Origin of the sequence: Pseudomonas sp. B35(2017) (assembly GCF_002113645.1) — a bacterium.
Lineage (GTDB): Bacteria > Pseudomonadota > Gammaproteobacteria > Pseudomonadales > Pseudomonadaceae > Aquipseudomonas > Aquipseudomonas ekonensis.
In genome coordinates this window covers 294692-309601 of the sequence record NZ_NEIZ01000004.1, presented here as the reverse complement: position 1 = coordinate 309601, position 14910 = coordinate 294692, and the positions used below count along the sequence as shown (strand labels likewise).

General features: G+C 65.6%; 14 protein-coding genes. 6 read left to right on the top strand and 8 right to left on the bottom strand.

Translation table 11 applies throughout. The features are described 5' to 3' along the window. Positions 1–160: 160 nt before the first annotated feature. On the bottom strand, positions 161–1690 hold the full coding sequence (locus tag CAG41_RS10465) for an FAD-dependent oxidoreductase (RefSeq protein WP_085579576.1): 1530 nt from the start codon (positions 1688–1690) through the stop codon (positions 161–163). 151 nt (positions 1691–1841) lie between these two features. Between CAG41_RS10465 and CAG41_RS10460 the strand changes: the two genes are divergently transcribed. After that, a complete protein-coding gene (locus tag CAG41_RS10460) occupies positions 1842–2930 on the top strand; it encodes a DUF1615 domain-containing protein (protein ID WP_085706963.1) in 1089 nt (362 codons plus the stop codon). Positions 2931–3004: 74 nt separating this feature from the next. Here CAG41_RS10460 and CAG41_RS10455 read toward each other — a convergent pair whose 3' ends face one another. Beyond that, positions 3005–3445 (bottom strand): phage infection protein, encoded by a 441-nt coding sequence (locus CAG41_RS10455; protein WP_085579580.1) that lies wholly within the window; start codon positions 3443–3445, stop codon positions 3005–3007. 218 nt (positions 3446–3663) lie between these two features. Between CAG41_RS10455 and CAG41_RS10450 the strand changes: the two genes are divergently transcribed. Further along, the gene (locus CAG41_RS10450; RefSeq protein WP_085579582.1) at positions 3664–4287 is read left to right on the top strand and encodes a glutathione S-transferase N-terminal domain-containing protein; all 624 of its coding nucleotides are present in this window, start codon (positions 3664–3666) and stop codon (positions 4285–4287) included. Between the two features lie 508 nt (positions 4288–4795). On the opposite strand, the gene CAG41_RS10445 is transcribed toward CAG41_RS10450, so the two are convergent. After that, complete coding sequence (locus CAG41_RS10445) at positions 4796–5236, bottom strand: CBS domain-containing protein (protein WP_085579584.1); 441 nt, start codon at positions 5234–5236, stop codon at positions 4796–4798. Positions 5237–5454: 218 nt separating this feature from the next. On the opposite strand from CAG41_RS10445, the gene CAG41_RS10440 reads away from it, so the two are divergent. Then, positions 5455–7815: a DNA polymerase II gene (locus tag CAG41_RS10440; protein WP_170929994.1), complete on the top strand. Its 2361-nt coding sequence runs from the start codon at positions 5455–5457 to the stop codon at positions 7813–7815. On the opposite strand, the gene CAG41_RS10435 is transcribed toward CAG41_RS10440, so the two are convergent. From CAG41_RS10435 to CAG41_RS10425, 3 genes are all read right to left on the bottom strand, one after another. Next, positions 7780–8250 carry a DUF1810 domain-containing protein gene (locus CAG41_RS10435; RefSeq protein WP_085579588.1) on the bottom strand — a complete coding sequence of 157 codons (471 nt, stop codon included), beginning with the start codon at positions 8248–8250 and terminating at the stop codon, positions 7780–7782. The two genes, CAG41_RS10440 and CAG41_RS10435, sit on opposite strands and share 36 nt — an antisense overlap. Before the next feature lie 29 nt (positions 8251–8279). Further along, positions 8280–9101 (bottom strand): aldo/keto reductase, encoded by an 822-nt coding sequence (locus CAG41_RS10430; RefSeq protein ID WP_085637746.1) that lies wholly within the window; start codon positions 9099–9101, stop codon positions 8280–8282. 92 nt (positions 9102–9193) lie between these two features. Next, positions 9194–10342: an aldose epimerase family protein gene (locus CAG41_RS10425; protein WP_085637742.1), complete on the bottom strand. Its 1149-nt coding sequence runs from the start codon at positions 10340–10342 to the stop codon at positions 9194–9196. Positions 10343–10615: 273 nt separating this feature from the next. On the opposite strand from CAG41_RS10425, the gene CAG41_RS10420 reads away from it, so the two are divergent. Both CAG41_RS10420 and CAG41_RS10415 read left to right on the top strand, forming a co-directional pair. Continuing rightward, complete coding sequence (locus CAG41_RS10420; protein ID WP_085579594.1) at positions 10616–11353, top strand: hypothetical protein; 738 nt, start codon at positions 10616–10618, stop codon at positions 11351–11353. A 196-nt stretch (positions 11354–11549) separates the two neighbouring features. Continuing rightward, positions 11550–12335, top strand: coding sequence for a sulfite exporter TauE/SafE family protein (locus CAG41_RS10415; RefSeq protein ID WP_085580081.1), 786 nt, complete (start codon positions 11550–11552; stop codon positions 12333–12335). A gap of 24 nt (positions 12336–12359) precedes the next feature. On the opposite strand, the gene CAG41_RS10410 is transcribed toward CAG41_RS10415, so the two are convergent. Next, the gene (locus CAG41_RS10410) at positions 12360–12824 is read right to left on the bottom strand and encodes a GNAT family N-acetyltransferase (RefSeq protein WP_085657047.1); all 465 of its coding nucleotides are present in this window, start codon (positions 12822–12824) and stop codon (positions 12360–12362) included. A gap of 211 nt (positions 12825–13035) precedes the next feature. Between CAG41_RS10410 and CAG41_RS10405 the strand changes: the two genes are divergently transcribed. Next, positions 13036–13605: a DUF4174 domain-containing protein gene (locus tag CAG41_RS10405; protein ID WP_085630635.1), complete on the top strand. Its 570-nt coding sequence runs from the start codon at positions 13036–13038 to the stop codon at positions 13603–13605. Positions 13606–13675: 70 nt separating this feature from the next. Here the strand turns inward: CAG41_RS10405 and ampC are convergent, their stop codons facing one another. Further along, complete coding sequence (gene ampC, locus CAG41_RS10400; protein ID WP_085657046.1) at positions 13676–14842, bottom strand: class C beta-lactamase; 1167 nt, start codon at positions 14840–14842, stop codon at positions 13676–13678. Between the last annotated feature and the right edge of the window lie 68 nt (positions 14843–14910).

The window sequence follows — 14910 nt, the reverse complement described above, 5'->3', positions numbered from 1 at the left end:
ACAGAGATGTCGGCTGAACTGGCCTCATCGCTGGCAAGCCAGCTCCCACAAGTTTTGTGGTGTACCTGGATCCTGCAAACACCCGGGGTACCTGTGGGAGCTGCGGTGCGACGATTCGACTTGCCAGCGATGGCGTCAGTCCGGGCGCCGCAAGGTCGGGTCAGTTGAAGAACGGCCGGATCCCGTGATCGCGCAGGTAGCGTTCGATCACTTTCGGGTCGGCGCTGTTGTCGGCAACCGCGACGTAGGTGTCCGGGCGCAGCAGGTAGAAGCCATTGCGCCCCAGGCCCGCCGCCTCGAAGGCCGGGCGCCAGTCGAACACGTGCAGCGGCAGGTTGTGGGCGTGGCACCAGGCGATCATCTCGTCGCTGGTGTCGCCGTACACATGCACCTGCCAGCCGGGGTGACGCAGCGGTTCGTAGTTGTCGCCTTCGCCGTCGTGGGCCCACGGCAGGCGGTCGCCGCCGTGCACATGGCCGGCCAGCCCTTCGCTCAGCGGCATGCCGCGGTAGTTGAGGGTGATCTGCGACACGGTGCGGAACAGGAACTCGCGGCTGGCCTCGAACGACGCCATTTTCGGGATCAGGAACGGCGCCAGCCGCGTGCGCAGCAAGTCGGCCATGCGCCCTTCGGCGGTGACGAAGCTGAACACCTTGTCGGTGGTCGACACCAGGCGCCGGGCGAAGGCGATGCGCTCGGTCTCGTAGCTGTCGAGCAGCTTGGGCGTGGCGCCGCCGCTGAGCACCGCCGCCAGTTTCCAGGCCAGGTTGATCGCATCGCCGATGCCGGTGTTCATGCCCTGGCCGCCGGCGGGGCTGTGCACGTGTGCCGCGTCGCCGAGCAGGAAGGCCCGGCCGCTGCGGAAAAACTCGGCCACCCGGTGGTGGACCCGGTAGGTGGAGAACCAGTGGACGTCGTCGATGTGCACCTTGAGGTGTTCGATGGCACGGCTGCTGACATCGGAGAACTGCAGGGTCTCGGCGCGCTCCGCACGCTCGTCGCGCACGGTGCCGATCAGCCGTGCACGGCCTTCGCCGGCCAGCGGGAACACGGCGAGGAAGTCCGCTTCGTCCAGGTCCAGGTGCAACTCACCATTGAGCGCAGGGCCGCTGGCCTGGACATCGGCGACATAGAAAATCTGCTGATAGGTGCCGCCGGGGAACCCGCTGTCCAGGTTCTTGCGCACCACCGAACGGGCGCCGTCGCACCCGGCCAGGTAGCAGGCCTGGCAGGTTTCCTGTTCGCCGTCGGGCAGGCGCAGGTGGGCGCTGATGCCGTCGCCGGTCTCCTCGAAGCTTTCCAGGGTGGTGTTGCGTTCGACGGTCACGCCGTAGTCTTCCAGGCGCTCGATCAGCAGCCGTTCGTGTTCGTCCTGCGGGTAGATCTCCAGGAACGCATACGGCGTCAGCCCTTCGCCGATGCGGTGCAGCGGCAACTGCGCCACGGGCTTGCCCTTGACCCAGAAATTGGCCGCCTGCACCCGGTGGCCGCTGCGCACCACGGCGTCGGCCAGGTCCAGTTGCCGGTACAGCTCCAGGGTGCGCGCCTGCACCGCCAGCGCCCGGGAGGTGGTGCCGGGGGCGGAGGCCTTGTCGATGATGCGCACGCGGATCGACAGCTTGCTCAGCCACAGGGCCAGCACCAGACCGGTGGGGCCGGCGCCGATGATCAGTACGTCGCTGCGGTTCATGGCGGTTCTCCCAGGCAGGTGCAACGGCAAGTATGGATCAGCCGGGGAGGGTGGCCAGTCGGGCTGCTCAACGGAATCCGGGCAGTCCCGCCACGGAACAGGGCAGAATGCCGGGAGTCATAGCCAGCACCGGATCCTTGGACAGAACCCTATGCCCACCTTTCGAATGCTCATCGGTCTTGCCGTCTTGGCGGTGCTCGCCGGTTGCGCCGGCCAGCGCGGCGAAGGGCCGGCCGCACGCACGCCGGCCGAGGTCAAGGCGCAGATCGTGCGGCTGCTGCCGGCCGGCACGGCCGACCGTCAGGGCTGGGCCACCGACATCTATGCTGCGTTCGCCGCCCAGAACCTTGACCCGAGCACCGCCAACCTGTGCTCGGTGCTGGCCGTGGCCGAGCAGGAGTCGACCTTCCAAGCGGATCCGCCGGTGCCGGGCCTGGGCAAGATCGCCCGTGACGAAATCGACCGCCGTGCCGCCAAGGCCCACATTCCGGGACTCTTGGTCAGCGGTGCGCTGGCGCTGCGTTCGCCCAACGGCAAGTCCTACAGCGACCGCTTGAGCGCCGCCCGCAGCGAAAAGGAACTGAGCGGGATCTTCGATGACTTCATCGGCATGGTGCCGATGGGCCGCACGCTGTTCGGCGGCTTCAACCCGGTGCACACCGGCGGGCCGATGCAGGTCAGCATCGAATTCGCCGAGCGGCACGCCAAGGACTATCCCTATCCGGTGGACGGGACGATCCGCCGCGAAGTGTTCAGTCGCCGGGGCGGCATGTATTTCGGCATCGCCCATTTGCTGGGGTATCCGGTGAGCTACCGCGAGCCGCTGTACCGCTTCGCCGATTTCAACGCCGGTTGGTACGCCAGCCGTAACGCGGCGTTCCAGAATGCGGTAAGCCGCGCGTCAGGCATCCCGCTGGCGCTGGACGGCGACCTGATCCGGCCGGGTGCGATCATGCCCGGCAGCACGGAGCTGGCCGTGCGGGCGTTGGGCAAGTCCCTGGGCCTGCGCAATCCGGCGATCCGCGAGCAACTGGAGAAGGGCGACACGCTGGCTTTTGAGGACACCCGGCTGTACCGAAAGGTGTTCGAGTTGGCGGAGCGGGCCGAGGGCAAGCCGCTGCCCCGTGCGGTGTTGCCGGGGATCGTGCTGCAGAGCCCGAAGATCACCCGCAAACTGACCACCGCCTGGTTCGCCAAACGGGTGGACGGGCGCTACCGGCGCTGCATGGCCAAGCAATGAAGAACTGAAAGGCATAAAAAAACCCGGCTGACGGGAGCCGGGTTTTTCCTGGGCTGTTGCGGTGAGGCGAGGCATCAGGCCACGCGACGTTCGATCAGACGGTCCGAGCCACCTTCGGCGACGCGGCGTTCCAGCAGACGGTCCGAGCCGCCTTCGGCGACGCGGCGCTCCAGCAGACGATCCGAGCCACCTTCGGCGACGCGGCGTTCCAGCAGACGGTCCGAGCCGCCTTCGGCGACGCGGCGTTCCAGCAGACGGTCCGAGCCGCCTTCGGCGACGCGGCGCTCCAGCAGACGGTCCGAGCCGCCTTCGGCGACGCGGCGCTCCAGCAGACGGTCCGAGCCACCTTCGGCGACGCGGCGTTCCATCAGACGGTCGGAACCGCCTTCGGCCAAACGGCTTTCGATCAGTTTGTCCGAGCCGCCTTCGGCGATCATCGTGTGGGCGGAAGGGGCTGCAAAAGCGTTCAGCGCAAGTACCGAGAAAGCGATGCCGAGGATGGTTTGGCGTTTCATGATCGTGTGCTCCAGAGGGTGTTGTCGGTTGGTATGGAGCAGATGTTACGCCCGGGATTTTTTAAGAGAACTTCATTGCCGTGATGGTGAACATCGACGCCGATGATGGTTTGGCGCACGGGCCGTCGGTCAGCGTGATGGGGCCGCGAGGGCGGCGTTATTCGCCTGGCCTTCTACACTGCAAGCGTGAAGCGGAACCGGCAGCCGGAGGAGGGCGCATGTATCAACTGTACGGGCACAGGAATTCGGGCGCGGCGGCCATCGAGGCGGCGCTGGAGCTGTGCCAGATCGCTTACCGTTTCATCGACGTGGAGGCCAGCAGCGAAGCGGCGCAGGAGCTGGCCCGGCTCAACCCGTTGAAGCAGATCCCGACCCTGCAACTGCCTGACGGTCGCGTCATCACCGAAAGCGCGGCGATCCTGGTGCACCTGGGCCTGAGCTTTCCGGAATCCGGCCTGCTGCCGGCCGATGCCGCCGACCGCGATCAGGCGATCCGCGGCATGGTGTACATCGTCAGCAATTGCTACGCGGCCATCGGCGTCATCGACTATCCGGAACGCTGGCTGGTGATGCCGGACGAGGCCTCGCGGCAGAACCTGATGGCCGGCGCCCGCGAACGGCTGCACTGGATGTGGGAAGTGTTCGCCGACCTGTTTTCCGCCGAGCTGTACCTGGACGACGAAAAGCCGGGGGCGCTGGACCTGCTGGCGGCGGTGGTGACCCGCTGGGCCGGCTCCCGCGAGCATCTGCGCCAGACCCGCCCCGGATTCCATGCCTGGCTGGCGCGCATCGACCGCCACCCCGTGCTGGCGCCGGTGTTTGCGCGGCACTGGCCGGCCTGAACGGGCGGGATTGCCTGCCGACGACTGCGGTGGCTGACCCAACGCCATCGCGGGCAAGCCCGCTCCCACAGGTATCCCGGGTGTTTGCTGGATCCAGGTACACCACAAAACCCTGTGGGAGCTGCGGTGCGACGATTCGACTTGCCAGCGATGAGGCCGGCACTGCCGGTATCAGTGGTGGCTGATCCACCGCCATCGCCAGCAGGCTGGCTCCCACAGGTATCCCGGGTGTTTGCAGGATCTAGGTACACCACAAAATCCTGTGGGAGCTGCGGTGCGACGATTCGACTTGCCAGCGATGAGGCCATCACAGCCGACATCTCTGTTGTCTAATCCACCGCCATCGCTGGCAAGCCAGCTCCCACAGGTATCGCCGGTGTCCCCAAGATGCAGGCACACCACAAAACCTGGTGGGAGCTTGCCTGCAAGCGATGAGGCCGGCACTGCCGGTATCAGTGGTGGCTGATCCACTGCCATCGCCAGCAGGCTGGCTCTCACAGTGGAGGGCTCATTCCCCGCGGATGTAGCTCTCCAGCTGCCGGATCAGGTCGGCCTGTTCGGCCAGGGCTTCCTTGACCAGGTCGCCGATCGACAGCAGGCCGATCAGTTGGCCGTTCTCCACCACGGGCAAGTGGCGCAGGCGCTTGTCGGACATGATGCCCAGGCAGGTGTCGACGGTCTGGTGGGTGTCCACCGTGATCACCGGCGACACCATGATGTCGCGCACCGGCGTGCCCACCGACGAGCGTCCCTTGAGCACCAGCTTGCGCGCGTAGTCGCGCTCGCTGATGATCCCCTCGACCCGGCCGTCCTTGACCACCAGCAACGCACCGACGTTCTTCGCGGCCATGTCCATCAGGGCCTGCAGCACCATGTCGTCCGGCGAGATGGTGTGCACTTTCTGGTTTTTCTCATCTTTGAGCTTGAGCAGCTGGGCGACGGTCTTCATGGCGGTTACTCAGGGGTTGTCGTTGTTCCTGAAGCATCGTAGACGCCGGCGCGCAGGGCAAGGCCGCAAAACGGCAGATAACACGCAAAAAACGTCATCCGGCAAAAAAACGGCCGGTTCTGCCGGTGTGACGGGGCCGTCCCGGGAAACGGGAGCAAGCTCCTGCGCCCCGGGCCGGGTAGAATGGCCGCCAGATTCCGTTTCCCGAGGTTGCAGTGGTGGATGTACAGCAGGGCTTCGTCCTGACCCGGCATTGGCGCGACACCCCGGCCGGCACCGAAGTCGAGTTCTGGCTGGCGACCGATGCCGGCCCGCGCCGCGTGCGCCTGCCGCACCAGCCGTCGGTGGCGTTCATCCCAGCCGAACAGCGGGGGCCGGCCGAGCGCGTGCTGGCGGACGAAAAGAACGTCGAACTGCGTCCCCTGGCCCTGCAGGATTTCGAGCACCGCCCGGTGCTGGGGCTGTACTGCCAGCAGCACGGCCAGCTGATGCGCCTGGAGACCGCGCTCAACCGCGCCGGCGTCGATGTGTTCGAAGCCGACGTGCGCCCGCCCGAACGCTACCTGATGGAGCGCTTCATCACCGCACCGGTGCGGTTCGGCGGCACGCCGGACGCCGATGGCGTGCTGACCGACGCCCACCTCAAACCCGCCCCCGGCTATCGGCCCACGCTGCGGTTGGTGTCGCTGGACATCGAGACCACCGAACAGGGCGAGCTGTATTCCATCGCCCTGGAAGGCTGCGGCGAACGGCAGGTGTACATGCTCGGCGCGCCGAACGGCGACGGCAGCGCCGTCGACTTCGACCTCGAATACTGCGACTCGCGCACCCTGATCCTGAAGAGACTCAACGACTGGTTCGCCCGCCACGACCCCGACGCGATCATCGGCTGGAACCTGGTGCAGTTCGACCTGCGCATCCTCCACGAACACGCGCGGCGCCTGGGCGTGCCGCTCAAGCTGGGGCGCGGCGGGGAAGAGATGCAATGGCGCGAGCACGGCAGCCGCACCCATTTCTTCGCCTCGGCGGCGGGGCGGCTGATCATCGACGGCATCGAGTCGTTGCGCTCGGCGACCTGGAGCTTTCCTTCGTTCAGCCTTGAGAACGTCGCCCAGACCCTGCTCGGCGAAGGCAAGTCCATCGACAACCCGTACCAACGCATGGACGAAATCAACCGCATGTTCGCCGAGGACAAGCCGTCGCTGGCCAAGTACAACCTCAAGGACTGCGAGCTGGTGACGCGGATCTTCGCCAAGACCGACCTGCTGGACTTTCTGCTGGAGCGCGCCAGCGTCACCGGCCTGCCGGCCGACCGCAGCGGCGGCTCGGTGGCGGCGTTCACCCATCTGTACATGCCGCTGATGCACCGCCAAGGCTTCGTGGCGCCGAACCTGGGCACCAACCCGCCCCAGGCCAGCCCCGGCGGATTCGTCATGGACTCGCGGCCGGGGCTGTACGAATCGGTGCTGGTGCTGGACTACAAGAGCCTGTACCCGTCGATCATCCGCACGTTCCTGATCGACCCGGTGGGCCTGATCGAAGGCCTGCGCCAGCCCGGCGACGCCGAGTCCGTGCCGGGCTTTCGCGGTGCGCGGTTTTCCCGTACGCGGCATTGCCTGCCGTCCATCGTGGCGCGTGTTGCCGAGGGCCGGGAACAGGCCAAGCGCGAACGCAACGCGCCGCTGTCCCAGGCGCTGAAGATCATCATGAACGCCTTCTACGGCGTGCTCGGCTCCAGCGGCTGCCGGTTCTTCGATACGCGGCTGGCGTCGTCGATCACCCTGCGCGGCCACGAAATCATGCTGCGCACCCGTCAGTTGATCGAAGCCCAAGGCCACGCGGTGATCTACGGCGACACCGATTCCACCTTCGTCTGGCTGCGCCGGCCCCACGGCCAGGAAGAGGCGGCGCAGATCGGCCGGGCGCTGGTGCAGTCGGTCAACGACTGGTGGCGCGGGCACGTGCGTGAGCAGTACGGGCTGGAGAGCGCCCTGGAGCTGCAGTTCGAGACCCATTACAAGCGCTTCCTGATGCCGACCATCCGCGGCGCCGAGGAGGGCAGCAAAAAGCGTTACGCCGGCCTGGTGACCCGGCCCGACGGCCGCGAGGAAATGGTCTACAAGGGCCTGGAGACCGTGCGCACCGACTGGTCGCCGCTGGCCCGGCAGTTCCAGCAGGAACTGTACGAACGGATCTTCCGGCGCGAGCCCTATCAGGATTACGTGCGCGAATACGTGCGCCAGACCCTGGCCGGCGCGTTCGACGACCGGCTGGTCTACCGCAAGCGCCTGCGCCGCACCCTCGACGACTACGAGCGCAACGTCCCGCCCCATGTGCGCGCCGCGCGCCTGGCCGACGACTACAACGCGCAGCACGGCCGGCCCCGGCAATACCAGAACGGCGGCTGGATCAGCTACGTCATCACCTTGGCCGGCCCCGAGCCGCTGGAGGCGCGCCGGGCGGCCATCGATTACGACCATTACCTCACCCGTCAGCTGCAACCGGTGGCGGATGCGATCCTGCCGTTTGTCGACGACGACTTCTCAACCCTGGTCGGGGGGCAGATGGGCCTGTTTTGAGTCCAGCAGCTGCAGCGTCCATTCGTCCTGGATGCCATGGAAATAGCGCTCCAAGGCCTGATGGAACACGCTGCCGGCGTCGGCGAACTGGGCGAAGAGGGTGGTCGAGGAATGGAACTTCAGGTCGTCCGGATGCCCGAAGATCTGCGCCACCGAGCGCTGCGGAACGTTGAGCACCAGTTGCGTGCAGGTGCGCAGCCGGGCGCCGAGCAGGTCATGGGCCAGATAGGCCCGGGCCTCGGCCGCTGAACCGATGGCGAAGCGCCGGGACATTTCGCTGCCGCCGAGCCCGGCGAACTGCGGGAAGACGAACCACATCCAGTGGCTGCGCTTGTGGCCGTCGTCGAGCTCGCGCTGCACCCGCTCGAACACCGGATCCTGGGCCTGGACGAAACGTTGCAGGTTGAACGGGTCGTACTGATCTGTGCTTCTCATGCCGAAGCCCTCGGCCAGTCGGCGGTGGCTCAGACCATGGCCAGCCGCCGCTTGCGGTGTGGCGCCTGAAACACCCGGTCCAGCGCCGCCAGATCCCCGGCGTCCAGTTGAAGCTGCGCCGCCTGTGCATTGAGTCGCACATGCTCGGGGCGCACGGCCTTGGGGATCGCAATCACGCCATCCTGACGCAGAATCCACGCCAGCGAAACCTGTGCGGGGGTGACGCCGTGACGAGCGGCGATCTCTTGCAGCGCGGGCGCCGCCAGCAGCGCGCCGCCCTGGCCGATCGGACAATACGCCATCAACGGCATGCGCTGATGCTGGCACCACGGCAGCAGATCGAATTCGATGCCGCGCTCCTCCAGGTTGTACAGCACCTGATTGGTGGCGCAGGCCGGCACCGACAGCTCTTCGAGGTCATCGACATCGAAGTTCGACACGCCCCAGCGGCCGATCTTGCCGTCCTCGCGCAGGCGCTCGAAGGCCTCGACGGTTTCCTCCAGCGGATACTGGCCGCGCCAATGCAGCAGATAGAGGTCGATGCGCTCGGTGCCGAGGCGGCGCAGGCTGCGTTCGCAGGCTTGGGGAATGCCTTGGCGGCTGGCGTTGTGCGGGTAGACCTTGCTGACCAGGAACACCTGGTCGCGCAGGCCGGCGATGGCTTCGCCGACCACGGTTTCGGCGCCGCCTTCGCCGTACATTTCGGCGGTGTCGATCAGGTTCATGCCCAGCTCGACCCCCAAACGCAGCGCCGCCACCTCGCTGCGGTGCGCCGAGCGGTCTTCGCCCATGCGCCAGGTGCCTTGGCCGATCACCGGCACCTGTACGCCGGCGAGTTCGAGTGTACGCATGCAAACCTCCTGTTCTTGAGCGGTCGGGACTTTGGTTGGTCAGCAGGATAGCCCAACCCGATCCGGCAGGAGGTCTGCGGCGGGGATCCGCCTTACTGCGCCGAGAACCGGAACACGACGGATTGGGTGTAGGTCTGGCCGGGATCCAGCCGCGTGCTGGGGAAGCCTTTCTGGTTCGGCGAGTCCGGATAGTGCTGGGTCTCCAGGGTGAAAGCGCCCCAGTGCGGGTACACCTTGCCGCCCTTGCCCTTGACGGTGCCGTCAAGGAAGTTGCCGGTGTAGAACTGCACCCCCGGCTCGCTGGTGTACAGCTGCAAGCGGCGGCCGGAGTGCGGGTCGCTGACTTCGGCCGCCGGTTTGGCCACATCGCCCTTGGCGTCCAGCACCCAGTTGAAATCGAAGCCGCCCTGCTTGGGTTCGGCGAACTTGAGCTGCGGATGATCGTCCTTGATGCGCTGGCCGATGGCGGTGGGCCGGGTGAAGTCCATGGGCGTGCCCGCCACCGGCGCCAGCTCGCCGGTGGGGATGAGCTTGGCGTCGATCGGGGTGTAATGGCCGGCATGCAGGGTGGCGAGTTGCTTGAGGACGTCGCCGTTGCCTGCGCCGGCCAGGTTGAAGTAGCTGTGGTTGGTCAGGTTGAGCACCGTGGGTTTGTCGGTGCTGGCCTTGTAGTCGATGCGCAGTTCGTTGGCGTCGGTGAGGCGGTAGGTCACCTCGGTGGTGAGGTTGCCGGGAAAGCCCATTTCGCCGTCCGCCGACAGGTAGGTCAGGGTCACGCCCACCGAATCCTTGTCTTTCGTCTCGCGGGCCTTCCAGACCTTCTTGTCGAACCCCTGGGGGCCGCCGTGGAGGGCGTTGGTCTTGTCGTTCTGCGGCACCTGGTAGCGCTGGCCGTCGAGCTCGAACGCACCGTCGGCCAAGCGATTGCCGAAGCGGCCGATGGTCGCGCCGAAGTACGCGGTGCCGCGCTGGTAGCCCTGCACGTCGTCGAAACCGAGCACGATGTCATCGAGCTTGCCGTGGCGGTCCGGCACCCGCAGCGCCTGCAGGGTGGCGCCGTAGGTGATCACCGTCGCCTGCATGCCGTGGCGGTTGCGCAGGATGTATTGCTCGACAGGGGTACCGTCATCGGTCTTGCCGAAGGCTTTGTGTTCGCCGGAAAGGCTGGCGGCGTGGGCGGGCAGGGTCGAGAGCATGAGGGACAGTCCGAGGCCGGGGAGCAGGTGACGGGATTGAAGCATGGTGACCTTCCTTTTTGTTGTTTTGGCGGTGGCGTCAAACGGTGAAGGTTTTCGGTGAACTCGCTTATTTAGTCATACTAAATAAGCGAGAAGTTAAATTTATAGCCGCAAAATTGCGTTAGTCCAATTAAAAGTCTGACTAGAATGTGTGGCGCGACATGCCAAAGGTCGGCTGGGCAATGCTGGCATCGCACTTTTGCCCGATCCCCGGCTCTATCCATGGTCAGGTTGCGGCGAGCCCCGTCGCGCAGGAATGAGACTGCCGAAGCATTGATGACCCGTTTGTTCGCCCATATTCAACGCCCGTGCCTGTTGCTGGCCTGCCTGGCGGCGCTGCCGCTCGGCGGTTGCAGCCACCAGGACGGCAACGGTTTCATCAGCCAGATCCGCGATGGCCAACCCCAGGAGTTCCTCCAGACCAGCGTCGACCGCATGGCCTCCCTGGCCATGCGCGACAACCTCAACAGCCTCTACCGGTTGATGGGCAAGCTGTACCTGCGCAACCCCGACGAGCTGCGCAAATCGGGATTCCTGAACATCGGCGTCGCCGTCAAACAGGTGCGCCTGGCCATCGAACAGCAACAACCGCTGCCGGTGCTCGGCGGCCGCAAGGATCTGGCGGCGCTGAGCTATGCCATGAGCCCGGAGTTTCTCGGCGACCGGGTCGGCGCGTTCATCTACGCCATCGGCAGCATGCTGGTCACCGCCCACGGCAACCGCACCGAGTTCTACATGACCGATGCGATCAACCCCACCTTCGTCCACAACGCCGCGCGCAACATCGAGAAAGCCACCTGGATCCTGGCCCAACGGCAGAACAAGGAAGGCCAGCCGCTGCTGTTCTCCAACGAGATCTCGGAGGAGGGCAGCAACCTGAGCTTCGCCACCGAGTTCGGCAAGATCGTGGCGCGCCTGGACCTGCTGACCCAGATGCTCGACGAGCGCTACCGGCGCATCGGCCTGAACTACGCCCAGAGCCTGTTGTTCCTGAACTTCCTGCCGGTGCAATAGGAACGCCTGCGCCCGCAGGCGCGAGCCTGCCCGGTCAGATGCGATGATTTGGCTGGCACGGCCTCATCGCGGGCAGGCTTGCTCCTTCGGGCAAAGGGTGAAATGGCATAACGATAGATCCCATCGATATAGGGAGTTATAAGAAAACTCGCTATGCTGCGGGCCATATTTTCCTGTGGCTTTTCTGGGCGTCTTCATGGAATTGGCAAATTTCGGCCTGGTGGTTGCCGGGCTGGTGGTGGGGTTCATCGTCGGCATGACCGGTGTCGGCGGCGGTTCGCTGATGACGCCGATCCTGCTGTGGTTCGGCATCAACCCGGCCACGGCGGTGGGCACCGACCTGCTGTACGCCGCCATCACCAAGTCCAGCGGCGTGCTGGTGCACAAGAAGAACAACAACATCGACTGGGCCATCACCGGATGGCTGACCCTCGGCAGCGTGCCGGCGGTGGCGATGACGCTGTGGTTCCTCAGCACCCTCCACGCCGCGCCGGACGCGATGAACGCCATCATCAAGCAGGCCCTGGGCTTCGTGCTGTTCGCCACGGCGCTGGCGATCCTGTTCAAGAAACGCCTGCTGGACTTCGCCCACAAGCGTGCCGGCGGCAACTACAACCCAAGCGGTGCGCGCCTCAATGCCATGACCGTGGTCACCGGGCTGATCCTCGGCACCATGGTCGCGCTGACCTCCATCGGCGCCGGCGCCCTGGGCACCGTCGCGCTGTTCATCCTCTATCCGCTGCTGCCGACCCGTCGCCTGGTCGGCACCGAAATCGCCCACGCCGTGCCGCTGACCCTGGTCGCGGGCCTGGGCCACGCCAGCATGGGCAACATGGACTGGGGCGTGCTGGGCTTTCTGCTGATGGGCTCGCTGCCGGGCATCTGGCTGGGCAGCCACCTGACCGGCCGCGTCTCCGATGAACTGCTGCGTCCGTGCCTGGCGACCATGCTGGTGCTGATCGGCTACAAGCTGGCGTTCTGACCCCGCCGCGAAGCCGCGGCGGGCTCAGCGGGTGAGGGCGTACTTCATCAGCGTCACCGGCAACCCCTCATAGTCCAGCTCCTCGACCACCTCCCAGCCCAGCCGCGCGTACAGCGATTGCGAGGCGTCGGTGTACAGGAACAGTTCCGGCACGCCCAGCGCGGCGGCCTCTTCGACGATGCGGTTGACCAGCAGCGAAGCGATGCCGCGGCCCCGGTGCTCGGCCTTCACGTAGACCCCGGCCAGCCAGGGCGTCAGGTGCGGGCGCAGGTCCAGGTCACTGTCGATCAGCAGGGCGCCGCCGAGCAATGTCCCGTCTTCGATGGCCACCACCACGCTGGGCACCGCGCCTTTGCCGCAGGCCGCCCGCATGCGTTCGGTGCGGGCTTCGAGCGTGTCGCCGGGCCGGTAATGGCCCCATTCCTTGAAATTGAGCTCGGCCAGTTCCCCGATCAGTTGGGGGTGGTCGCACAGGTAATCGATCTGCATGCCGCTTGAACTCCTTTTCGTTGGGGGCAGCGGACACCCTAATGGGGACACGCCCGGTAATCAAATTCGCATCGGGGCTGGCGCCGTGCGGTTGCGCAATGTCGGCCCTGTCCTAAGCTTGGGACATGGCGAAACACTTTTACCGGGGCCGACCCGGAACGATCGCCATGGTGCGCAATCAGTAGAGCGTGGATATCAAAAGGAGATGCGCATGCTCATCAGGTCACTGACCCTGACAACCTTGCTGGCGTTCGCCGGCCCCCTGTTCGCCGCCGCCGACAGCGATTCCCCGTTGGACATCGACAAGGGGCGCGCCCGGCCACTGATCGTGATCACTTCCAGCACCGTCGACTCCGAATGGCTGCGCCTGAAGAAGTCCCTGGAGGATCCGGCCAACAAGCAAGGCGTCAGCGACCGCAACATCCGCGTCTACACCGTGCTGAACATGTCCGGCCAGCTCGACGGCAAGGATCTCGGCCAGCAGGACACCATGGCCCTGATCCGCGCGCTCAAGCTAGGGGCCGGCGCGTTGCCCAAGGTGATCCTGGTGGGCAAGGACGGCGAAAAGAAGCTGGAGAGTTCGGGGGATGACACCAAGACGGTGGACCTGAAGAAGATCTTCGACACCATCGACGCCCTGCCGGCCGCCGAGAAGGAAATGACCGCGACGGTGGTCACCGCACCGACCGCCACGGAACCGGCCCCGGCCAAAGGCGCCAAGGGCGCCAAACCTGCGAAACCCGCCAAGCCGACGAAACCGCCGGAGCAGCCGGATGATTGAGGGGCATCCTGTGATGCCGAAACGAAAACGGGCGACCTTAAGAGGTCGCCCGTTTTTTTTGCCTGTGGCGTTACTCGGTCAGCGCACCAAGAATCTTGTGCGCCATTTTCACCCGCTCCGGAATCGGGTAGTTGCGGTTCGCCAGGATCACGATCCCGACCTTCTTCGACGGCACGAACGCGACATAGGCGCCGTAACCGCCGGTGGAGCCGGTCTTGTTGATCAGCACGTTTTCCGGTTCCGGCTGCGGCGGGTTGAGCCAGTTGACCTTGTGCGCCTCCATGGCCATCGGCGTCGAGTTGCCGGCCAGCAGGCGGTCGAGGCTGATCGGGTAGGCGTAGCGTTCCCAGCCCAGGCCCTGGGTCATGTCGCCGACGGTGTAGTAGCCGGTGTGGGTGAGGGCGATGGCCTTTTGCAGAGGCGTTTCGAGCTTGGCCGTGTCGAGGTTGGCTTCGACGTAGTGCAAAAGGTCCGCGGCGCTGGTTTTCACGCCGTAGGCTTCGGCGTCGAGCGCGCCGGGGGTGACCCGAACGGGTTGGTCGTTCTTGTCGTAGCCCTGGGCGTAGAGCTTCTGTTCAGACGCAGGCACCGAAAGGAAGGTGTGCTTGAGCCCGAGCTTGGGCAGCAGGGTATCGGTCATGAGCTGGTTGAACGGCTGGCCGAGGCTTTTCGCCGCCAGATAGCCGAACAGGCCGATGCTCGGGTTGGAGTACAGGCGATGGCTGCCGGCGGGATAGGTGGGTTTCCACTGTCGGTAATAGCCGAGCATCCTGTCGGAAGCGTCTGCGGCGGCGGGGAACTGCAGCGGCAGGCCGCCGGCGCTGTAGGTGCCCAGTTGCAGCAGGCTGATGGTGTCGAAGGCGCTGCCTTTGAGTTCCGGCCAGTGCTGGCTGGCCTTGTCGGAGAAGTCCAGTTTGCCGTTGGCCTGGGCGTAGGCGGCGAGGGTGGCGGTGAACGTCTTGCTCACCGATCCGACCTCGAACAGGGTGTTTTCGCTCACCGGTTGCCCGGTCTTCTTGTCGGCGACACCGTAGTTAAAGTAATGCGCCTTGCCATCGACGGTCACGGCGACGGCCAGACCCGCGATGTTCTCCAACTGCATGACCGGCGTCACGGTGGCCTTGACCAGCGACTGCAGCTGATCGTCGGTCTGAGGGGCTGCCAGGCAACTGGCGGCGCTGAAGAAAAGTCCGAAAGCGCTGAAAGACTTGAGTTTGTTCAGGTTGATCGAAAGCATGGTTGAACCACTCTCCATGAGTGCTGATGGTGTAATCCCGCTACACTGCGAGCGTTTTCCGTCGCGCC